This is a genomic window from Pseudomonas sp. NPDC088368, from assembly GCF_044753445.1.
Taxonomy (GTDB): domain Bacteria; phylum Pseudomonadota; class Gammaproteobacteria; order Pseudomonadales; family Pseudomonadaceae; genus Aquipseudomonas; species Aquipseudomonas bambusae.
This window is the reverse complement of sequence record NZ_JBIVNG010000004.1, coordinates 102434-123636: the sequence shown is the minus strand read 5'-3', so window position 1 is coordinate 123636 and position 21203 is coordinate 102434. Positions and strand designations below refer to the sequence as shown.

General features: G+C 60.4%; 24 protein-coding genes. 9 read left to right on the top strand and 15 right to left on the bottom strand.

Going from position 1 to position 21203, the window contains the following annotated elements; genetic code table 11:
- Positions 1-149: 149 nt before the first annotated feature.
- The 6 genes from ACIQAL_RS09590 to ACIQAL_RS09565 form a co-directional block, all read right to left on the bottom strand.
- The gene (locus tag ACIQAL_RS09590; protein ID WP_401144759.1) at positions 150-1067 is read right to left on the bottom strand and encodes a biotin-dependent carboxyltransferase family protein; all 918 of its coding nucleotides are present in this window, start codon (positions 1065-1067) and stop codon (positions 150-152) included.
- Positions 1064-1768, bottom strand: a complete 705-nt coding sequence (locus ACIQAL_RS09585) for an allophanate hydrolase subunit 1 (RefSeq protein ID WP_401144757.1) — start codon at positions 1766-1768, stop codon at positions 1064-1066. The genes ACIQAL_RS09590 and ACIQAL_RS09585 overlap by 4 nt, the downstream gene beginning before the upstream one ends.
- Positions 1765-2517, bottom strand: a complete 753-nt coding sequence (locus ACIQAL_RS09580; protein WP_401144755.1) for a 5-oxoprolinase subunit PxpA — start codon at positions 2515-2517, stop codon at positions 1765-1767. Before ACIQAL_RS09580 ends, ACIQAL_RS09585 begins: the two co-directional genes overlap by 4 nt.
- 320 nt (positions 2518-2837) lie before the next feature.
- Positions 2838-3362, bottom strand: coding sequence for a DUF2937 family protein (locus ACIQAL_RS09575; protein ID WP_401144753.1), 525 nt, complete (start codon positions 3360-3362; stop codon positions 2838-2840).
- A 13-nt stretch (positions 3363-3375) separates the two neighbouring features.
- On the bottom strand, positions 3376-4149 hold the full coding sequence (locus ACIQAL_RS09570; protein WP_341962884.1) for a class II glutamine amidotransferase: 774 nt from the start codon (positions 4147-4149) through the stop codon (positions 3376-3378).
- A 37-nt stretch (positions 4150-4186) separates the two neighbouring features.
- On the bottom strand, positions 4187-4693 hold the full coding sequence (locus tag ACIQAL_RS09565; protein WP_401144751.1) for an MFS transporter: 507 nt from the start codon (positions 4691-4693) through the stop codon (positions 4187-4189).
- A 142-nt stretch (positions 4694-4835) separates the two neighbouring features.
- Here ACIQAL_RS09565 and ACIQAL_RS09560 point away from each other — a divergent pair, with 142 nt between their 5' ends.
- Positions 4836-6893, top strand: coding sequence for a S9 family peptidase (locus ACIQAL_RS09560; RefSeq protein ID WP_401144750.1), 2058 nt, complete (start codon positions 4836-4838; stop codon positions 6891-6893).
- Positions 6894-6993: 100 nt separating this feature from the next.
- On the top strand, positions 6994-7467 hold the full coding sequence (locus ACIQAL_RS09555; protein WP_401144748.1) for a cyclic nucleotide-binding domain-containing protein: 474 nt from the start codon (positions 6994-6996) through the stop codon (positions 7465-7467).
- Between the two features lie 10 nt (positions 7468-7477).
- On the opposite strand, the gene ACIQAL_RS09550 is transcribed toward ACIQAL_RS09555, so the two are convergent.
- Positions 7478-7765, bottom strand: coding sequence for a hypothetical protein (locus ACIQAL_RS09550; RefSeq protein WP_401144746.1), 288 nt, complete (start codon positions 7763-7765; stop codon positions 7478-7480).
- Between the two features lie 114 nt (positions 7766-7879).
- Here ACIQAL_RS09550 and ACIQAL_RS09545 point away from each other — a divergent pair, with 114 nt between their 5' ends.
- From ACIQAL_RS09545 to ACIQAL_RS09530, 4 genes are all read left to right on the top strand, one after another.
- Entirely contained in the window at positions 7880-8566 is a 687-nt protein-coding gene (locus tag ACIQAL_RS09545) for a spermidine synthase (RefSeq protein WP_401144744.1), read from the top strand.
- Positions 8567-8625: 59 nt separating this feature from the next.
- Positions 8626-9003: a YajD family HNH nuclease gene (locus ACIQAL_RS09540; RefSeq protein ID WP_341962875.1), complete on the top strand. Its 378-nt coding sequence runs from the start codon at positions 8626-8628 to the stop codon at positions 9001-9003.
- Positions 9004-9206: 203 nt separating this feature from the next.
- Positions 9207-9695 (top strand): RNA methyltransferase, encoded by a 489-nt coding sequence (locus ACIQAL_RS09535; protein ID WP_166597551.1) that lies wholly within the window; start codon positions 9207-9209, stop codon positions 9693-9695.
- 84 nt (positions 9696-9779) lie between these two features.
- Positions 9780-10151 (top strand): DUF2892 domain-containing protein, encoded by a 372-nt coding sequence (locus tag ACIQAL_RS09530; RefSeq protein WP_401144742.1) that lies wholly within the window; start codon positions 9780-9782, stop codon positions 10149-10151.
- A 199-nt stretch (positions 10152-10350) separates the two neighbouring features.
- Here the strand turns inward: ACIQAL_RS09530 and ACIQAL_RS09525 are convergent, their stop codons facing one another.
- Both ACIQAL_RS09525 and ACIQAL_RS09520 read right to left on the bottom strand, forming a co-directional pair.
- The gene (locus ACIQAL_RS09525) at positions 10351-11568 is read right to left on the bottom strand and encodes a hypothetical protein (protein ID WP_401145301.1); all 1218 of its coding nucleotides are present in this window, start codon (positions 11566-11568) and stop codon (positions 10351-10353) included.
- An 85-nt stretch (positions 11569-11653) separates the two neighbouring features.
- Positions 11654-12103, bottom strand: coding sequence for a YcgN family cysteine cluster protein (locus ACIQAL_RS09520; protein WP_166597549.1), 450 nt, complete (start codon positions 12101-12103; stop codon positions 11654-11656).
- Between the two features lie 283 nt (positions 12104-12386).
- Here ACIQAL_RS09520 and ACIQAL_RS09515 point away from each other — a divergent pair, with 283 nt between their 5' ends.
- Positions 12387-12980 carry a nitroreductase family protein gene (locus ACIQAL_RS09515; protein WP_401144740.1) on the top strand — a complete coding sequence of 198 codons (594 nt, stop codon included), beginning with the start codon at positions 12387-12389 and terminating at the stop codon, positions 12978-12980.
- A gap of 201 nt (positions 12981-13181) precedes the next feature.
- On the opposite strand, the gene ACIQAL_RS09510 is transcribed toward ACIQAL_RS09515, so the two are convergent.
- The 5 genes from ACIQAL_RS09510 to ACIQAL_RS09490 form a co-directional block, all read right to left on the bottom strand.
- On the bottom strand, positions 13182-14114 hold the full coding sequence (locus ACIQAL_RS09510) for a D-2-hydroxyacid dehydrogenase (protein ID WP_401144738.1): 933 nt from the start codon (positions 14112-14114) through the stop codon (positions 13182-13184).
- Positions 14115-14245: 131 nt separating this feature from the next.
- Complete coding sequence (locus tag ACIQAL_RS09505) at positions 14246-14539, bottom strand: YcgL domain-containing protein (RefSeq protein ID WP_401144737.1); 294 nt, start codon at positions 14537-14539, stop codon at positions 14246-14248.
- Positions 14536-15669: a ribonuclease D gene (gene rnd / locus ACIQAL_RS09500; protein WP_401144736.1), complete on the bottom strand. Its 1134-nt coding sequence runs from the start codon at positions 15667-15669 to the stop codon at positions 14536-14538. The genes ACIQAL_RS09505 and rnd overlap by 4 nt, the downstream gene beginning before the upstream one ends.
- Before the next feature lie 137 nt (positions 15670-15806).
- A complete protein-coding gene (locus ACIQAL_RS09495) occupies positions 15807-16469 on the bottom strand; it encodes a class I SAM-dependent methyltransferase (RefSeq protein ID WP_401144734.1) in 663 nt (220 codons plus the stop codon).
- Positions 16462-18111, bottom strand: coding sequence for a phosphoethanolamine transferase (locus tag ACIQAL_RS09490; protein ID WP_401144732.1), 1650 nt, complete (start codon positions 18109-18111; stop codon positions 16462-16464). The genes ACIQAL_RS09495 and ACIQAL_RS09490 overlap by 8 nt, the downstream gene beginning before the upstream one ends.
- Positions 18112-18364: 253 nt before the next feature.
- On the opposite strand from ACIQAL_RS09490, the gene ACIQAL_RS09485 reads away from it, so the two are divergent.
- Entirely contained in the window at positions 18365-18706 is a 342-nt protein-coding gene (locus ACIQAL_RS09485; RefSeq protein WP_401144730.1) for a toxin, read from the top strand.
- On the top strand, positions 18703-19020 hold the full coding sequence (locus tag ACIQAL_RS09480) for a helix-turn-helix domain-containing protein (RefSeq protein ID WP_401144728.1): 318 nt from the start codon (positions 18703-18705) through the stop codon (positions 19018-19020). Before ACIQAL_RS09485 ends, ACIQAL_RS09480 begins: the two co-directional genes overlap by 4 nt.
- Positions 19021-19132: 112 nt before the next feature.
- Here the strand turns inward: ACIQAL_RS09480 and ACIQAL_RS09475 are convergent, their stop codons facing one another.
- Positions 19133-20821 carry an NAD-dependent malic enzyme gene (locus ACIQAL_RS09475; protein WP_401144726.1) on the bottom strand — a complete coding sequence of 563 codons (1689 nt, stop codon included), beginning with the start codon at positions 20819-20821 and terminating at the stop codon, positions 19133-19135.
- Positions 20822-21203 lie beyond the last annotated feature (382 nt).

Sequence of the window (21203 nt, the reverse complement as noted above, 5' to 3'; positions counted from 1 at the left end):
TGGCTGGCATCGCAGCCTGTGGGAGCGAATTAATTCTGGGCGGCATTCCGACGATTGGCCAGTACACCTGACACCTGTCTGTTGTCTGCACCTTCTTTCGCGAATGGATTCGCTCCCACAGGGTTCGCATGCGCCAACTGAAGCCGGCATCAGCCAAACTGACGCAAAAATCCCACCTGCTCCCGCCACGCCACGTCCTGCACCACTGCCCTCATCCGTACCTGACTCCCCGGCAGTTTCTGCGCCAGTCGCGCCAGCGAAAGCGGGGTCAGTGCGCCGAGTCGCGGATAGCCGCCGATGGTCTGGCGATCATTGAGCAGGACGATAGGTTGGCCATCCGGCGGAATCTGGATAGCCCCGAGGGGGATGCCCTCGGAGATCATCGGTTTGCCCTGGTAAACCAGCTCCGGCCCTAGCAGGCGTTGGCCCATGCGGTCGGCGCGGCTGTCGAGGGTCCAGTCGCTGTTGAAGGCGTCGAACAGGCTCAGGCCGCTGAACTGGCCGATTTGTGCACCGAGGACGACGTCCAGCGGGCGCTTATCAGTGAGGTCGGGGATGAGGTGATCGGGCAGCGTGTGCAGCTCGAATGCCGCGCCGGAGTAACGCAACGAATCACCTTCGCGCAACGCTTTGCCCGTGCCGTCCAGACCGCCAAGCCCTTCCCTTCCCACCGCTGCGCGACTGCCCAACACGTCAAGGGCATCAAAACCGCCCGGGGCGGCGAGGTAGGCGCGAGCGCCGGTAACCGGTTGCGTGAAGCGCAGTTGCTGGCCCTTGCGGACGAAAAAGCTGCGCCACGGCGCGAGAGAGCGGTCATCGAGCATCGCACCCAGATCGGCCCCCGCCAGCGCGAGGCAGCAGTCGGATTCGGCGACCAGCGTCAGGCCACCCAAGGTGATTTCGATCACGGCGGCATTCAAGGGATTGTTCAGCAGCGTGTTGGCCCACGCCATGGACACCCAGTCCAGCGCGCCGCCCTGAGTCACGCCGAGATGACGCACGCCAAAACGCCCGGCGTCTTGCAGCAGGCACAGCGGCGTGCTGTTTTTGACCGTCAACAGGCTCATGCCAAGGCCTCCAGTGGGGTGTCGTCGCCGCCCAAGCGAATGAATTCGGCGTGATCGATGGGCGCGAAACGCACGGTGTCGCCGGGTTGCATCAAGCTGTAGCCGTCGATGTCGCGGTCGAACAATTTCGCAGGGGTGCGACCGAGGATGTTCCAGCCGCCGGGGGACTCAAGGGGATAAGCCGCTGTCTGGCGCTCGGCAATGCCCACGCTGCCTGCCGCGACGCGTTTGCGCGGGGTTTTGATGCGCGGGGCGGCGAGGATTTCTTCGACCAGCCCCATAAAGGCGAATCCCGGCGCGAAGCCCAGCGCGAACACTTGGTACTCACGCTCACTGTGACGCCGAATCACTTGGTCCACCGGCAGGCCACTGCGTTGAGACAGCAGCGTCAGTTCTGGACCGACGCTGAGGTCGTACCAGACCGGCAGCACATGCTGTCGGCCAGCTTTGGCGGAGTCCGGCGACAGGTCCTCCAGCGCTCGGGCGATCACCTCGCGAGCTTGTTGAGGGCTGAGCGCCATCAGGTCGTAATGCACCATCAGCGTGGTGTACGACGGCACCAGATCGATCAAATGCGCACCGAATCCTTTACGCAGATGCAGGCTGGCGGCGAGCATCCACGGCATATTGGCTTCGTCGATGGCGTCGAACAGGCGCACCATCAGGCAATCGATCGCAACGACTTCAATGCGCAGGTTCATGAGGCGGACGTCTGCCCCAGGGCTTCACGGATACGTTGCACAGCCGCGATGGAGCTGGCGTTGTCGCCGTGCACGCAGAGGGTATCGACCTTGAGCAGCAATTCGCTGCCGTCGCTGGCGATCAGTGCTTCGCCACGGGACAACGTCATGGCCTGGCCGATGATATGTTCGGGATCATGGTGTACGGCCCCCGGCAGGTTGCGCGACACCAGACGCCCCGCGCTGTCATAGGCGCGGTCGGCGAAGGCTTCGAACCAGAGGCTGACGCCGAACTCATCGGCAATGGCCTGCGCCCCGCTGTTGTCGCGCATCGACAGCAGCATCAGCGGCAATTCGGCATTGTAACGGGCGATGCCTTCGATGACCGCACGCAGCTGCGCCGGGTTGGCCATCATGTCGTTGTACATCGCGCCGTGGGGTTTGACGTAGCTCACCCGGCCGCCTTGGGCGCGGGATACACCGTCCAGCGCGCCGATCTGGTAATGCAGGAGGTCTTGAATCTCTTGCGACGAACAGGCCATCGAGCGACGCCCGAAACCCACCAGATCCGGGTACGCCGGGTGCGCGCCGATGGTGACGTTGTGGGTCAAGGCCAAGGCCACGGTCTTGCGCATGACGCTGGGGTCACCCGCATGAAAGCCGCAGGCGATGTTGGCGCAGTCGATGTACGGCATGACCTCGGCGTCCAGACCCATGGTCCAGGCGCCATAGCTTTCACCGATATCACAATTCAATAACAGGCGGCCCAAGGGATGATCTCCTGTGCGGCTGAAGGTTGGGGACGAGGCTTGAGTCTACGCGTGGGAAGCATCGCTTTGCAGCGCTGAAACACGCCTGTCATGTGTAGGCGCATTCTTGGGCGGGAGTGGATGAGGCGTCCAACTAATAAAAGCGGAGGGAGGGGATAAGAAAAAGTGAACGGCAGAACCCGTTCGTCCGACCACCCCATGATCCCTGTAGGAGCGAATTCATTCGCGAGGCGTCGGTACATCCGACAGATCCCTTGTGAATGTACAGGCCTATCGCGAATCAATTCGCTCCTACAGGTGTGGCGGTGCTGGGAGCTAGCTCATTGCCAGTCCCGATTCACCTTGCGCACATGATGCCGTCCCACGAATAGCCAGTCGATGAACAGCACGAAGCTTTCGATCACCAGCGAGAACAGCAGCGCGCAGATCAGACCCCAGCCGATGACTTCGGGCGACAGCAATACCTGCCACGTGTAGCCATTCCACGTTTCGTTGCGAATGTCCGGGTCGGCGGCGGTCAGGACGTGCCAGGCGCGCATGTACCACGGGCCTTGCAGCGCCATCCACTCGCGGTCGAGTACCTGAGTGCGGCCCAGCAGGTTGCTGATGTTGTTGGCATCGGCTTTGAACACCGGGTCGTCGCTGCTGCGGTAATGCTGGATCAGCGCTTGCACGTCGCCATTGAAGAAGCGCGAAGCGGTGTCGTTGTAGCCCCGCATGTTCTGCTGCGCTTCCATCAGGTGCGCTTCGACGCGCTTGCTGTAGTCGCTGATGAAGCCGGGAATCTGCACGCCGATCAACAGGCCTGCCGTGAACAACACCAGTCGCAGATAGCTTCGCAGCATAGGTCCCTCTCAGTCAGGATTGGCCTTCGGCCACGCATTCGCCGCGACGCCACAGGCTCCAGTGGCCGGGCTCGTAGCGATTCCAGGTTTCGTTCTCGGTCAACGGCTCGGTGGCGATCACCGTCACCACGTCGTTGGGCGTGGTTTCGGCCTGAAAATCGACGATCACGTCGACATCCTTGAGCCGTGCCGGACCGAACGGCGCGCGCCGTGTGATGTGCACCAGCTTGGTGGAACAGAAGCAAAACAGCCAGTCGCCGTCACTGAGCAAGCCATTGAACACGCCCTTGCTTCGGTATTCGTTGCAGGCTTGGACCAGCGTCGGCAGCAGCTGTTCGATCTCGACCGGCTCAGGAAACGCCTCGCGCACCCGGTTCAACAGGTCGCAGAACGCGGCTTCGCTGTCGGTGTCGCCCACCGGGCGGTAGAACGTCGCGCTCGGGTGAAAGTCCGCCAACTGGCCGTTATGAGCGAAACACCAGTTGCGGCCCCACAGCTCGCGCACGAAAGGATGGGTGTTGGACAGGCAGACCTTGCCGACGTTGGCCTGACGAATGTGGCCAATCACCACTTCGCTCTTGATCGGGTAGCGCTGCACTAACTGCGCGACTTCCGACTCGCTGCTGGCGGCCGGGTCCTGAAACAGACGCAGGCCGCGCCCTTCATAAAAGCCGATGCCCCAACCGTCGCGGTGGGGACCGGTGCGACCGCCCCGCTGCATCAGCCCGGTAAAGCTGAACACGATGTCGGTCGGTACATTGGCACTCATGCCCAGAAGTTCACACATGCTCAGGTCTCGATGGGGTCAGCGGCTGGCCGACCAGTTACAACTTTGGCTCGACCCGATGACGGCCAACAGTACCGCCGTTGGCAGGTGCTGCCGGGCTGGCAAAACGCGAAGGGCCCGGCGAAGCGAACGGCTCGTCGTCTGTTTCCTGCGCCTTCTGCTCGGCAGCGGCCTGTGCGGCAGCCGCTTCGGCATGGGCCTGACGGGCTTTTTTCTTGCGCAGGAACGGCAAACGGATCAGTGCGAAAATGACGTAAAGGCCCAAGGCGATAGCGCCATAGGTGGAAAGATCGAGCGCGGCGCGCCAGACGTTGTTGCCGACTTTGAGCCCCAGGTCCAGGAAGCTGATGGCCAGCGCCGGAGCGTAGATCTCCTTCGCCGGGTCGATGATGGTCGGGCAGAACAGCAGGACCGCGCCGATCACGCGCAGCGGTTCGCGCAGGTAGCGCCACATCCAGCCAGTCAGCTTGAACCACACCAACAGACAGCCCAACGCGGCGAACGCGTAAAGGCCCCAGGCAATCAGATAATCGTTGTCGGTCATGACGTCCGTGGTAAGGCAGGTAAGGAGGCGCTTATGATAACGACTTTTCGCCAGCCTGGCTTACCCGGCTGCAGTTATCGGTCCACCGCCTCTTCACAGGCGTCCGTCGCAGTGGTCAGTTTCACTTTTGAGAGAGCCCCGCATGCCATCTTCCAACACTGTTCCCCGCGCCCCCGTTGCCCGCAAGGCCGACGGCGCCGACCCGTATGCCTGGCTGCAGAATCGCGACACCGATGAGGTCCTCGATTACCTCAAGGCCGAAAACAGCTATCAGGAACAGCAACTCGCTGATCAGCAGGCCCTGCGCGAAACCCTGTTTCAAGAGATCAAGGGCCGCATCCTTGAAACCGATCTGTCGCTGCCCTCCCCGTGGGGGCCGTATCTGTATTACACCCGGACCACTGAAGGCGACGAGTACGCCCGCCACTACCGCTGCCCGCGCCCGGCGGACGATTCGCAGACCGTCGATGAAAACGCCGAAGAGCTGTTGCTGGACCCGAACGTGCTGGCCAATGGAGGCTTCTTTTCCCTCGGCGCGTTCAGCATCAGCCCGGACCACCATCGACTGGCCTACAGCCTCGACACCAGCGGCGAAGAGGTCTACCAGCTCTACGTCAAGGAACTGAGCAGCGGCGACGTCACCGCCCTGCCCTTCGAAGACTGCGACGGCAGCATGACGTGGGCCAACGACAGCCAGACCCTGTTCTTCGGCGAACTCGACGACACCCACCGCCCGCACAAGCTCTATCGCCATAAGCTGGGTAACGACTCGGCGGAGCTGGTGTTCAGCGAGGCAGACGGGCGTTTCTTCCTGCATTGCTATCGCACCAGCTCCGAGCGCCAGTTGGTGCTGGGTCTGGACAGCAAGACCACCGGGGAAGGCTGGGTGCTCGACGCCAGCACGCCGGACCAGCCGTTCGTGTGCATTGCGCCCCGGAGCGAAGGCCATGAATATTCGGTGGACCATGGTTTGATCGACGGCGCCTGGAGCTGGCTGATTCGCAGCAACCAGGACGGCATCAACTTCGCCCTCTTTCACGCGCCTGAGCAGGCGAGCGGCGTGCCGGAACGCAAGGATTGGCAGACGCTGATCCCCCACAGCGACAGCGTGATGCTCGACGGTTTCAGCCTCAACGCCCGTGGTTTGACCTTGAGCCTGCGCGAAGGCGGCCTGCCCATTGTCGAAGTTCACCCACAGGGTTTGCCGCCCTATCGCGTGCAATTGCCGGACGCGGCCTACAACCTCTATGTGCAGGACACCCTTGAATTCGAGAGCGACAAGATTCGTCTGCGCTATCAATCGCTGAACCGTCCGCCCCAGGTGCGTCAATTGACGCTGGCCACCGGGGACCAGGTCGTCCTCAAGGAAACGCCGGTTCTGGGGGTGTTCGACGCCGATGCCTACGTCAGCCAGCGCTTGTGGGCGACCGCCGCCGACGGCACGCAGGTGCCGATCAGTCTTGTCGTCAAACGCGAACTGGCCGGTCAGCCGGTGCCGCTGTACTTGTACGGCTACGGCGCCTACGGCGAAAGCCTCGACCCGTGGTTTTCCCATGCCCGCCTGAGCCTGCTGGACCGTGGCGTCGCATTCGCCATCGCCCACGTGCGCGGCGGCGGCGAATTGGGCGAGGTCTGGTACCGCACCGGCAAACAGGAGCACAAGCAGAACACCTTCAGCGACTTCATCGCCTGCGCCGAACATCTGATTGCGGAAAATCTGACGTCGGCCGAAAAACTGGTGATCAGCGGCGGCAGCGCCGGGGGGCTGTTGATTGGTGCGGTGGTCAATCAGCGGCCTGAGCTGTTCAAGGCCGCGATTGCCGAAGTGCCGTTCGTCGACGTGCTCAACACGATGCTCGACCCCGATCTGCCATTGACCGTGACCGAATACGACGAGTGGGGCAACCCGCAAGAACCCGACGTCTACGCTCGGATCAAGGCCTACGCGCCTTACGAGAACGTCAGCGCGCAGGCCTACCCGGCGATGCTGGTGATCGCCGGGTACAACGACAGCCGCGTGCAGTATTGGGAGGCGGCCAAGTGGGTGGCAAAATTGCGCGACACCAAGACCGACGACCACCTACTGCTGCTCAAGACCGAACTGGGCGCGGGGCATGGCGGGATGAGCGGGCGGTATCAGGGATTGCGTGACGTAGCGCTCGAATACGGGTTTATCTTCAAGGTATTGCAGCTGGCCTGAGGAACTCTTTGCAGGCCTTTTGTCATATCAGGCTCCCGGGCGTTGAAACGCCCGGCGCCGTTTTTCGGGTCATTTTTCAAACACTCAACAAGAACATGCCATGCCGACATCCTCATCACTGAACAACGAGATCCGCGAGATGCTGATGGACTGCGGTCTGTTCCTCGCGCTCACCCCTGCGGACTTTTCCGCGGCGGCAGGTTACTTCAGCATCAGCAGCATCGAGAAAGGCGAAGCGATCTTCAACGAAGGCGACGCGGGCACATTCATGTGCATCATCCATTCGGGCACTGTGTCGGTGCAAAAGCGCAACGGCGAAGGCGTACCGGTCGAAACGGCGATTCTGCGCAGCGGTCGGGCATTCGGTGAAATGGCCGTGCTGGATGGCGAACGCCGCTCGGCCAGTTGCATCGCCGCTACGTCATGCCAATTGCTGAACCTGGGCAAGGACTCGCTGGACAAGATGCTCAACGAAGCGCCGAAAGTCGCCGCCAAAATCATCCGCGCCATCGCCATCGCCATGTCCAAGCGGTTGCGGATGATGGATGGTCAGGTGTTGGCGCAGCAGGAATAAACGGTTCGACTTACGGGCTTGCCTTCGCAGGCGGCGGCAACCCTGGCAGCGGTTCATCGTCTTTGGGCGGCCCTGGCTGGGGGATTTTTGGCAATAACGGCGGATTGCCTTGCCCGCCTGCGCGGGGAACGCTGGGCGGCGACACTTGTGGATACGGGGTCGGCGTGGCCGTGCCGGGGGAGCCGGACGTGGCGGCAATGGGTTCCGGCGCAGTGAGGACAGGTTGCAAGCTCTCGGCAAATGCTTGAGATGTACCGAGCGCAGCCACGGCAATCGCCGCTAGAATGTACCGCTTCATCGTTGGCCTCCACTGCCAATCTTCTGTCGGGACGCTCAGACTACGCCTGCTCAGCGCTTCGTGCGCTGACAAATTGCACGCCGCGCCCCTGCCACGTCTTTCTCCGGGTTTTTCATGAAACGTTTCGTTCTGCTCGACACCACCCCGATCCCCGACAACGGCGGCGCCTTGTGCCTGTTCGAGTACGGCGAAGACTTCGTGATCAAGATTCAGGGCGGCGACGGCGGCCAGTTGATGAACACGCGCATGCACGGCTCCGAAGATGCTTTGGCGGAAATCCCTTGCAGGAAGGTCGCCTCGCGCTTGCAGCCACGGGTGCTGATCGGCGGTCTGGGCATGGGCTTCACCCTCGCCTCGGCGCTCAAGCACTTGGGCAAGAATGGTGAAGTGGTGGTGGCCGAACTGGTGCCCGGTGTGGTCGATTGGAATCGCGGCCCGTTGGGTGAGAAATCGGGCAATCCTTTGCAGGACCCGCGCGCCAAGGTGGTCGTCCAGGACGTGGCGCAGGTGCTGAAAAGCGAGCCTCAGGGTTTCGACGCGATCATGCTCGACGTCGACAACGGCCCTGAAGGTCTGACGCAAAAGGCGAACAGCTGGCTGTATTCGGCGGGTGGCCTGGCCGCTTGCGCCACCGCGTTACGACCCAAGGGCGTGCTGGCCGTTTGGTCCGCCAGCGCCGACGCCGCGTTCAGCGACAAACTGCGCAAGGCCGGGTTCAAGGCCGAAGAGGTCAAGGTCTACGCACACGGCAATAAAGGGACACGGCATACGATCTGGATCGCGGAAAAACTCAAAGGCTGACGCGCGCGCAAAGCGCTAGAATCGCCCTATTGCCCACAGCACACGTCACAGGTGACACCATGAGTTCGGGAACCCCGACCAACACATCCAAACTCGACCGCATCCTCGCCGACGCTCAACGCGACCGCGAGATGGGGTACCGCGATAAAGCCCTGCGCATGTACCCGCACGTCTGCGGCCGCTGCGCCCGTGAGTTTGCCGGCAAGCGCCTCAGCGAACTGACCGTGCATCACCGCGACCACAACCACGACAACAACCCGCAGGACGGCTCCAACTGGGAGCTGCTGTGCCTGTATTGCCACGACAACGAACACTCGCGTTACACCGACCAGCAGTATTTCTCGGACAGCTCGACCAGCAGCCCGAAAACAGCCAAGGCGACGCACAACCCGTTTGCGGCGTTGGCTGGCCTGATGAAAAACGGCGACGACGCGTAAGCCACGAGCTGCAAGCTGCAAGCTGCAAGCTGCAAGCTGCAAGCTGCAAGCTGCAAGCTGCAAGCTGCAAGCTGCAAGCTGCAAGCTGCAAGCTGCAAGCTGCAAGCAAGAGCGTTGCACGTGAGTTCACCGCTCACTGCTTTTTCTTGCAGCTTGCAGCTCGAACCTCGAAACTGCCCCCTTTTTTACGAGCATCTCCCCCCGTGGCCAACAAACGCTATGCCTGCATCGGCTTGTTCAACCCTAAATCCCCGGAAAACGTCGGATCGGTGATGCGTGCGGCAGGCTGTTACGGCGTGGCCTCGGTGTTTTACACAGGCAAACGCTACGAGCGGGCGCGGGATTTCGTGACGGACACCAAGAAAATTCATCAGGACATCCCGCTGATCGGCATCGATGACCTGAGAAAAATCATCCCCCTCGGCTGCGTGCCTGTCGCCGTCGAGCTGGTGGAAGGCGCCCGTTCGTTGCCTGAATACACCCACCCGGACCGTGCGATTTATATCTTTGGCCCGGAAGACGGTTCCCTCGACAAAGAGATTCGTGACTGGTGCGAAGACGTGGTGTACATCCCCACCACCGGCTGCATGAACCTGGCAGCGACCGTCAACGTGGTGCTTTACGACCGCATGGCCAAGGGCAACAACACCCGCTCCGGCCCGCAATTCGGTCGCGAAACCGACCGTACCTGATCAACGTCCGGCGTCAAACGCATTGAACAGTTTGCCCGCCTGAGAGTCAGCTTTAGGGACCTTACCTTTCATGGAGAACGCATCATGAGCGATACCCCGATCCTTAAACGCGTCGATCGTCAGCTTCACGACCTTCCAGAGCAAAACGTACAGGGGTGGGAGCGCATCGGCTCGCTGGCCGGTGGCGTGTTGATGATGGGCAAGGGTTTGCGCCGTGGCGGCATCTTCGGGTTAGTGCAACTGGCCATCGGCGGCGCAGTCCTCGCACGCGGCATCACGGGGCATTGCTCGGCCAAGTCGCTGCTGGAAAAAAGCCGCAGCGAGATGGACGTGGCCCGCGCACGCATTCAAGAGGCCGGTGCCGAACTGAGCAAGCTGAAAACCAAGGCCGAAGTGGCGGCGGAAGAAGCAGTGGTCAACAGCATCGATGCCGTGAAAGGGCCGAAGGGCGTTTAACACCACGCTCCGTGGCACGCCGCAATGCATGACTGGAGGAGCGAATTCATTCGCGATGGGCCAGTGCAGTCGATACATCAGCATCGCCTGCCCCATTTTCGCGAATGAATTCGCTCCCACAGGTTTGATCGCATTAGGCTCATGAATTGTGGTGTCTGTGAATTAACCGTCGGCAAGCCGGACTGCTACAGGGAAATGTTCACTGCTGCAGTAACGTCGTTGCCAACACCTTTGAAGACTCCCCCATCACCCCCGCGCTGATCTGCACGAAGTCCTCGGTGCTCACCGCGCCCATTCGCATCAACCCCTGTGCAACATCATCCAGCGATTTCTGGTCGTCGGTCTTGCGCCGGATTTCCTGGTCCAGCGCCTCCATCAGCAACGCCGCACGGGTCGTCATGGCCGCATCGACCCGCTCGCCGCGCAAGGTCGTTACCTTGCGCCCGACCCGCGTCATGATCGATTGCCAGTCCTGATACCGGTCCTCGCTCATGCCCCCGGCCCGACGCAGCAGCTCGACCGAGTAATACTCGGTGATGCCCGCCTTAACCCATTCGCTACGATCCTTGGTGCGGATGCGCGCAAACACCTGCACCAGTTCGCGCAGCAAGGGGCTGGCGCCGCTCTCGCTGATCAGTGGCCGGGTGCTGTTGAGGTAGATTGAATCGTGACCGGCGCTGGCATTGCGTGCCATGCCGTCCGCCGCGCCCACCACCAGCAGCTTGCCCGGAATTCGCGGGAAGACGGCCTGCGCCTTCGGCCAGACGAACGTCAGCAGCGTCAGGGTCTCCATCCGCCGCATGCCCTGCCCTTTCGGCGCGCTGACGGTGACGTCGGTGTCGCCGAGGTGTGCACGGCGATTTACCAGATTGCCCGCCAGCATCCAGCCCGTAGGCCGGTCGAACAGGCGTGACACGTTGTCGATGCGGAAGCGGTTCTTGCCAATGCGCGGCCATGAGCTTTCCACGTTTTTCCAGCCGGTGGGCAGATCGACGGTCAAGCGCGCATGCAAATGCACGCCTTCCTGCTGATCGAGGCGGGCGCGCGGCACCAGGTCTTCGCCGCGAAACAACGCCCAGTCAGGGGTCATGCGACTATCGTAGCGCGGTTTTTCGGGCATTGCGTCGGCGGCGTGACGATTGATTTTCACACGCCAGGTCAGCGTGGCCTTCCCCGATGCAGGCTTCCACACCCCGCGCCCTTCTGGCCCCGCGATCCATTGGCCATCGGCGGTGAAGTCACTGAAGTAGCCCTTCTGGCCGAGGTTCATGTCCAGACTGCGCACGGCGCTGCCCTGCTCCAGCGTCAGGCGCACTTCAGCCTGATCACTCTGCGGCAGCAAGGTGACGTGATAATCGAGATCGACGTTCTTCGCGGCGCTGGCCGGAACAGACATCGCCAGGCCAAACGCAAGCATCACAGCACACAGCGGCAGTTGATAACGCACGAGTAGACCACTCCTGTTGCGACAGGCTTTAGGATCGGGGTTAGCTCACAACAGCTCAGCCAGCGCGGAAGATCAGGTAATCCTCCCAGTCGTCCTCGGCGACGCTCTTTTCGCTGAGCATCCGGCCTGACTGGGAAATGCGTTGTTTGTGCACTTGCTCCCGATCCCCGCACACCAAGTGGTGCCAGAGCGGCAGGTCCTTGCCTTCGCTGACCAATCGGTAGCCGCAGGTGGGCGGCAACCACTTGAATTCATCGGCCTGACCCGGCGTGAGTTGAATGCAATCCGGCACCAGGGCGCGACGATTCGGATAATCGGTGCACTGGCAGGTGTTCAGGTCGAGCAACTGGCAGGCGACGCGCGTGTAGTAAACGCTGCCGTCGTCCTCGTCTTCGAGTTTCTGCAGGCAGCACAGGCCGCAGCCGTCGCACAGGGATTCCCACTCGACCGGGTCAAGTTGATCGAGGGTTTTGCGCATCCAGAACGGTTCGACTTTGGCGGCCATGATTTCGAAGGAATCGGTATCGGGTGATGAAAAGGCCGCCAGTCTAGTGGCACAGGGCACGCGGGCCAAGCGCTGGCGACTGTCGGTACACGCGGGCTTGTCAGCGTCAGGCTGTCGCAGTAGCTTTATGCCCTCGCGAATACGGGCTCCATGAGCCTCGCGACACCTGCATCAGACTCATCCTGTTTCGACGATGCCTGCCGTCCACGGCCCATCTGATTGATCCCGTTCGCCACGTTCGCTGGCGGGCGGTCACTTCACTTTTTTCAGGACCGGAATTTCCATGAGCGACAACTCCCGCATTGCCGACTACGCCATTCATTCGCAATTCACCGATCGCTGGTCGCCTCGCGCCTTTACCGGCGAGAGCATTCCGCAGGAAACCCTGCTGAGTTTCTTCGAGGCCGCACGCTGGGCGCCGTCGGCGTACAACTCGCAGCCGTGGCGCTTTCTGTATGCACGTCGCGACACGCCGAACTGGGAGCGTTTTCTGAGCCTTCTGGTGGAATTCAACCAAGGCTGGGCGCAGCACGCGTCGGCGCTGGTGATCGTGATTTCCAAGACCACCTTCACCGCACCAGGCGCCACTGAAGAGACGCCTGCGCTGTGGCACACCTTCGACACCGGTTCGGCGTGGGGTCACCTGGCGCTGCAAGCGAGCCTGAGCGGCTGGCACACCCACGGCATGGCCGGCTTCGATCAGGAGAAAACCCGCAAAGAGCTGAAGATTCCAGAGGGCTACGCCATTCACGCAGCGGTGGCGATCGGCAAACTAGGCGATAAATCGACCCTGCCCGAGTACCTGCAAGCCCGCGAAACCCCAAGCCCGCGCCGTCCGGTGTCTGAATTGGCGGCTGAAGGGGATTTCAGTTTGTAAGGCCCTTACAGCCGACGCATTTGTATCGCCTGATCCATCTTTCGCGAATAAATTCGCTCCCACAGTTGGATCGGCGTCAGGCCACAAACATCTTGGCGCCGCTGCTCTCCTGTGGGAGCGAATTCATTCGCGAATGGGCGTTACAGTCGACGCATTTGTGTCGCCTGATCCATTTTTGGGAGGTCAGATCAGCCTCCAGCCTCAATACCCCTTCGCGAAATCCACCAATCCGCGCAGCGGCTCACCCGCGTTGAACGCTTTCAGGTTCTCGACGAACAATTGGGTCATGGCAGGAGGCGAGGTCGGCGCGGAGCTGTGGCCGGTCAGCAGCAGGCCCCACGCGGTCCAGAACGGGTGACGTTGCGGCAGGGGCTCCTGACGGCACACGTCGATCACCGCGCCTGCCAAGTGCCCTTCCTTCAAGGCATTGACCAGATCGGCATCCACCACCGCCACACCGCGTCCGACGTTGATGAACAACGACGACGGCTTGAATTGGGCGAACAGCTTCGCGTCATAGATATCGTGGGTCTGCGCCGTGTTCGGCAGCAGGTTGATCACGAAATCCGCTTCGCCCACCAGACGTGGCAAATCGTCCATCGAGCCAACTTCCACGAACGGCGCCTGTTCACGGGCAGTCGACGCAACGCCCGACACCTGCACGCCAAACGGCAGCAGGAACTGCGCGACGCTGACGCCAATGTCGCCGGTGCCGACGATCAGCGCCTTGCGGCCCGCCAGGCTGTGGCCCATTCGGTCGTCCCACTTGCGCTCGACCTGGCTGACGAGCCGCGCCAGCACTTCGCGCTCATGCACCAGCATGTAAGTCAGGACGAATTCGGCCATCACTTGACCGAAGATGCCCACGGCACGGGTCAATCGATAGTCGCGGTTGAGGCCAGGCGCGAGCAAGGGGGTGACCCCGGCCCAAGTCGATTGCAGCCACTGCGGCTTGTGACCCTGACGCAGGAGGTTGGCGAGCAAGTCAGGCTGGCCCAGCCAGATCGGTGTATCAGCCGCCATTTTTGACAGCTCGGCGGAATCGCCGCTGCTCAGCACTTCGAGGTCAGGAGCAGCGTTGCGGAGGAGTTCGGTGTAAACGGGGTAATCGTGTTCGGCGATCAGAACGCGCATGGATTCAAAACTCACAAAAACAGACAGGCAACCGCATGGCGTCTGGCCCTTGACGCTCGATCAAAAAAACAGGCCAGAAACGCTCGGCGGTCCGGTAAACCCCTGCGATGACTTGCAGGGTCGAAAGTGGGTCAGATCGGGTCGTTGCGGCGCAGCAACTCTTCAGGCAGGTGCTCGATGTACTCATCTTCGGCCGGCGGCATTTGCAGGTGATAGCCCTGCTTTTCCAGGTTCGCCAGCACTGCGTGAATGTCTTCACGGGCCAGCGCGCGCTCCGGGGAGAGGACCAGATCGAACGCGTGATGCGGCTTGCCGAATGCGCTCAGCAGTTCGACCGGCACGCGCTCAAGCGCATCGCTCTTGAGCACATAGAGGTACATTTCATTTCTGCGTGGGCTGCGATAAATGGAGCAAATACGTTTCAAGGCTGTTCTCCGGCGTTGGCCAGGCTGTCGAGCAGCATCTGGCCCATCAATTCGCGGCGCCAGCCACGCAACGAATCGGGCAGTTTATAGGGACCGTCTGGGAAACCGGTCTTGAGCAGGGCTTCGAGCGTCTTCTTGCGCAGCATCAGCTCCGGCGCCATGTCGAGGTGCTCGGCTTGTTGCTGGCCAATGGCGCGCAGGCTTTTCAGTACGTTCGACGCTTCAATCGGCAATGGCTCAGGCAAGGCTGGCGGCCACAGATCGGGGGTGACACTGCCGGCTTTTTTGATCAGGTCGAGCAGAAACTCGCCATCCTGACGCACGGTCTTGGGGTGCATGTCTTCAATTTTCGCCAACGCCCCGAGGTTATCGGGCTGGGTCTTTGCCAGTGGCCACAACGAATGCTCACGCAGCACCCGATTGCGCGGCTGATTGCGCAGGCGGGCTTGCTGCTCGCGCCAGGCGCAGAGTTCGCGCAGCACGTTCAACTGGGCACGGGACAGTTTCCACGCCAGCTTGGCGTCGCGATAGACCTCGTAGGGATCGGTTTCCCGCCGCAGGTTGGCGACCAGTTCGGCGCCGTCCTCCAGCACCCAGGCGTATTTTTCATCGGACAAGCGCGGGCGCAGCAGGCTGTAGACCTCGGCCAGGTGCACGGCGTCTTCGGCGGCGTAGCTGATTTGCGTGTCCGAAAGCGGACGTTGCAGCCAGTCCGAGCGGGTTTCGCCTTTGGGCAGCTCGATGTTCAGGACTTCCTGCACCAAGCGCGAATAGCCCATCGAGAACCCGAGGTTCAGATAGGCGGCGGCGAGTTGGGTGTCGAACAGCGGCGCGGGCAGGCTGCCGGTCAGGCGCAGCAGGACTTCAAGGTCTTCGCTGCAAGCATGAACGACTTTGATGACGTCAGGGTTTTCCAGCAGGGCGGCCAGGGGTTTCCATGCGTTGATCAGCAACGGGTCGATCAGGTAGGCGCGCGACCCGTCGCCGATCTGCAAGAGCGCGGCGATGGGATAGAAGGTATCGACCCGCATGAATTCGGTGTCGAGGGCAACGAATGGCAGCGTCTGCCACTCTGCGCAGTGTCGGGCGAGGCTGTCGTCGTCGCGAATCCAGTGAATATCGATGGCCACACGGCTCTCCCTTGAAGAATGGCGCGCAGTATATATCGCTATGAGCGTTTACCGGGCATCCGTCCTACAAGTCTCGAACAACTTCATCTTGCGTGTTTGGCGATGGGAGGATGAACCGCGACCGTCCATCGGATCATTCAGCCGTTTTTGCTCAATACGTACACTCGCCACATGGCGTAGCCGGGAAGAAAGTCGTGGTGACCGATGATCCGGAACCCGGCCTCGGCAAACTCCGACTCAATGTCGGCGCGGCACACCACGAAGCGATTGCGCACGGCAGTCGAATCGCCCGAAGCGAGCCTTTGGCATTCTTGACGCTTGCGTCGCCACGCCTTGATGTTGCCATCGACCCACAGCGCAACAATGGCCGTGTCGCGGGTGACGCGATAGAACTCCTCAAGGATGGCCTGGCGCTTGTCCCGATCCGCCACGTGATGGAACAGCCGCATGCAAAAGATGCAATCGACCGCGTTCTCGGACAGCCCGATGGAAAACGCCGAGCTCTGGAACGTGCGAATCCGCTTGCGCACCTCGGCACTCGACTGCGCTTCAGCGATTTCAAGCATGTCGGTGGACGGGTCCGCCGCCAGAATCACCCGATTCGAATGCTCGGCTAATACGGGCCAGAAACGCCCGGACCCAGAGGGCACGTCCAGCACCAGCCCTGGCTCGCTCGCGTCACGGAGCGCCTGACGGGCCAGTTGGGCGTCGCGCCAAAGGCTCAAGCGTCTGGCCAACCCCTGCTCATGGCGCTGCACGTATTGCTGCGCCGGGTGCTGGTCGGTGGTGTGTTCACTCATTCGCCAGTACCCCGTCCGTATAAATCCCCCGGCAGCCGGCAAACATGTCCAGCGCCGGATTATAGACTTGGGTGTGCACTTTCAGCAGGCCCAACATCGAATGGAACAGATTGTCCTGGCTCAACGGTGCATTGCGTTCCTTTTGCAAACAATGCGTGTTCACCGCAAACGACTGCTGATAGTTGTCGGAGAACCAGGCAATCATTGGTACGTGTTTTTGCTGATCCGGCGCCAACATGTAAGGCGTGCCATGCAGGAACAAGTTGTATTCCCCCAGCGACTCGCCGTGATCGGACAGATACAGCATCGCCGTGTCCACTTTATTCTGGTTGCTGCGCAGAATATCGATGAGCGTCGCCAATACATGGTCGGTGTACAGCAAAGTATTGTCGTATCCGTTGACGATACTTTCCCGAGAGCAATTATTCAGGGCATTGCTTTCGCACACCGGTGTGAATTTCTCGAACTCTTTTGGATAACGCTTGAAGTACTCAGGGCCATGGCTGCCCATTTGATGCAGGACCAACACGGTGTCCTTGTCCAGCGTGTCGATAAAATGCTGCAAACCCTGCAGCAGAATCTCGTCGCGGCACTCGTTATTGGCGCACAACGACGGGTCCTTGAGGTTACTGACATCTTGCAGGGTCACACGGTCGCAAGTGCTTTTGCAGCCCGACTGGTTATCACGCCAGATCACGTCGAGACCGGCGCGCTTGAGCACGTCGAGCATGCCCTCCTCGTTCTTCGCCGTGCTCGCGTCGTAATCCTTGCGCCCCATGTTGGAGAACATGCACGGCACCGATACGGCGGTTTCGGTGCCACAGGAGTGAACATCGGTAAAGGTCAGCAGACCGGGCTCTTTCTTCAATTGCGGCGTGGTGTCGCGGCTGTAGCCCAGAATGCCAAAGTTCTCGGCCCGGGCACTCTCGCCCACCACCAGTACCGTCAGCGACTTACGCGGGTGTTGCTGCCAGTCGCTGGCCAGTTGCGCGTCCTGGCCGATGCTGAGGAACGGCTTCTGCGCGGATTTGATCTGCTCGCTCAGGTAACCCACCGACGCACCAATGTAATTGCTTGGCACCACCATCAGGCGCAATTCGTGATGGTTGCGAAACAGCGACGACAGCCCTTGATAGTTCATCAGCGCCACACCACCGATAACGCACGAGCAGACGGCACTCACGACCACTTTGCTCAACACTTCGCGCGGCCAGCGACGGTAGTTGACCGGCACGTTCCACAGCACTACGGATGGCACGACGCCCAGTGCAAACAGATAAATAAACAGTTTTAACGACAGCAGTCCTTGAACTTCGGTGATGTTGGTCTCAGCGAAATTGCGAAACATCCCCGCATCGATCATGACCCCGTATTCGCCCATGTAATACGTGACACCCGCGCTGATCATGAATAAAGCGATCAACACCGGCTTTAATACCTTCTTGAAGGCAAACAACGTCAGAAAAATATTAAAGGCACAAAAAACCATCACGGCAAACGCGCCACGCAATAACAGCCCCTTACCGTTGAAGTCGGTAATGGTAAACAGGTGCTGCCACAGCGTCAGGTTAAACCCGACCAGCAAAAAAACACTGGCGAGCACGGTCACGAGCTCGGGACGAACTGCTTTTACGTTCAGCATGGAGGGATCTGCGTGCCTGAAAAGAGAATGCCGATCAAAAACGAAAACGCTTCTTCGACATCGCAAACTTTAGGCAGAGGGCCATCAATTTTTTGTGAAAAGGATGAGAACAAAAGGTGGGGTTTGACGGCTTTTTTGTAGGAAAAATCTGCGCAACAGATCGTGGCAAAAATCTGAATGAGAGAGCGTTGGCTTGTGGGTAAGGTAGCGGCACTCACTCACAACCATAATCGATTTGCGTATATTTCTATGGATGCTGTATTTTTTTGAAACGTCGGCTTTCAGCTGCCTCCGTCCCGACTATCTGGACGAAGAGGCTTATCGCACACTTCAGCTAGCGTTGATGGCAAACCCTACCATGGGGGATCTGATGCCGAGAACCGGAGGATTCCGGAAGCTGCGCTGGCCCGATTTGCGAAGAGGAAAAGGCAAACGGGGTGGGCTGAGAATGATCTATTACTGGCTGCTCAGTGACGGGCAATTCTGGATGTTCTCCATCTACGACAAGGACGAGCTTGAGAAACTGTCTTCCGATCAAGAACGGCAATTGAAGGAAGTCATCCTCTCGGAACTGAAGAAACGAGGCACGCAATGAGCAAAAAACGCGATCTATTCGCAGAGATGATGCAAGGGGTCGAGGAAATGGCCGCGCATCGACAAGGAAAAATTACCCTGCGCAGCGATACGTTCCTGGAAAAACCTGCGCCAGACGTTTCGGCTCAGGAAATCATCGCTCTGCGGGAGCGTTTGCACATGTCGCAGAACGTATTCGCCAGACGCATTCGCACCAGCGCCAGCACACTGCGTAACTGGGAGCAAGAGAAGTCCTGGCCTAACGCCCAGGCGGCGCTGCTGATCAGGCTGGTCGATAAATTCCCGGACATGGTTGATCGCCTCAACGCGGTCTGAACAAAAAACCGCCCTACGTTGCCGTGGGGCGGTTTCAGATCCACCGCTAATCACGTGCAGAAGCCGCCAAAGCGGCGTCGACAGTCACGTTCTCCAGCGAGGCATGCCTCGCTTACACCGCGCTACGACGATAGCTACGGTAGTTCGGCATCCAGAAGTTACGTTCGATGGCGTCCACCAGCATCTCTTCCGTGGTTTCCAGCGCGACGTTTTCGGCTTGTGCCTGTTTGGCCACGGCCAGGGCGATTTTCTTGCTCACTTCCTGAATTTCTTTCAGTGGTGGCAGGACAGCATCGCCTTTGCCGGTGACCATCGGCGAGCATTCAGCCAGTGCATTCGACGCAGCCATGAGCATTTTGTCGGTGATGCGCGTGGCTTTGGCCGCGATGACGCCCAGGCCGATGCCCGGGAAGATGTAGGAGTTGTTGCACTGTGCGATGTGGAACGTGCGATCGCCTACAGTCACAGGCGCAAACGGACTGCCGGTTGCGACCAGTGCGTCGCCGTTGGTCCAGGTCAGGACTTCCTGCGGGGTGACTTCCACTTTCGAGGTCGGGTTGGACAGCGGCATCACCAGCGGCTTGGCGCAGTGTTTGTGCATTTCGCGGATGATCTGCTCGGTGAACAGGCCGCGCTGGCCCGACACGCCGATCAGCACGGTCGGCTTGCCGTTGGTGACCACGTCCAGCAGTTCAGGGTAGCCCGAACCACTCGACCAGCCCGTCACATCACCCGCTTTCTGCGCCAGGTTTTTCTGGAAGTCCAGCAGGTTGTCCATGCTGTCAGTCAGCAGGCCGAAACGGTCAACCATCATCACGCGCTTGCGTGCTTCGGCTTCGCTCAGGCCTTCGATGACCATGGCCGCGATGATGTGCTCGGCAATGCCGCAACCCGCGGAACCGGCGCCCAGGAACACCACGCGCTGTTGGCCCAGGGTTTCGTTCTTGGCCTTGCACGCTGCGAGCAGCGTACCCACGGCGACCGAAGCGGTGCCCTGAATGTCGTCGTTGAAGCAGCACAGCTCGTCGCGGTATTTCTCCAGCAACGGCATGGCATTGGTCTGGGCGAAGTCTTCGAACTGCAACAGCACGTCAGGCCAGCGACGCTGGACGGCTTCGATGAACAGCGCGATGAAGTCTTCATATTCTTTGCCGGTCACGCGCTTGTTGCGCCAGCCCATGTACATCGGGTCGTCCAGCAGTTCCTGGTTGTTGGTGCCCACGTCCAGCACGATCGGCAGGGTGTACGCCGGGCTGACGCCGCCACACGCGGTGTACAAGGAGAGTTTGCCGATCGGGATGCCCATGCCGCCGATGCCCTGGTCGCCCAGGCCGAGAATGCGCTCGCTGTCGGTGACCACGATGATCTTGATGCGGTCTTTCGTCGCGCTGCGCAGGATGTCGTCGATGCGGTCGCGGTCCGGGTAGGAAATGAACAAACCGCGGTGAGTGCGGTAAATCTTGGAGAATTCCTGACACGCCTGACCCACGGTCGGGGTGTAGATGATTGGCAGCATCTCTTCCAGATGCGAATCCAGCAGGCGGAAGAACAGGGTTTCGTTGTTGTCCTGGATCGACCGCAGGTAGATGTGCTTGTCGAGATCGCTGGCGCACTGCTGGTATTGGCTGTAGGCGCGGGTCGACTGCTCTTCGATGGTTTCAACGTTTTGCGGCAGCAGGCCGATGAGGTTGAAATCCACACGCTCTTGGGGCGTGAACGCGCTGCCCTTGTTGAGGAGTGGCATCTCCAGCAACGACGGGCCAGCGTAGGAGATATACAAAGGTCGCGAGGTCTTGGTCATCAGTAATCGCCTTTTCTCTATTTGCTCTGTCAATACGTGCTCGAAAGGAAACCCCGGAGGTCGGTTTTTCACGACGCTCGACGCAGGTTCCGTCCGAAAAAATGGGGGGAGATGAAAAATCAGGGTGCCTATCTTACTCGTCTCGACGCAATTGCGACATTTTGTCGCTTGAACGATGACCAAATGATGGCGCAGCACGATGGCAGTTGCCCAGTGAAACCCTTGTCAGGAACCCTGAACGCTGATCGACCGCCAATGCGTCCGAATATTCTTGACCACTTCGAGAGGTTGCTCCTAGACTCCGATGCATGCGTATGCAAACCCTTGCAATCCAGATTGCGACGCAGACCACCACAGCGCAAACCCGCTGACTTCAGCGGTC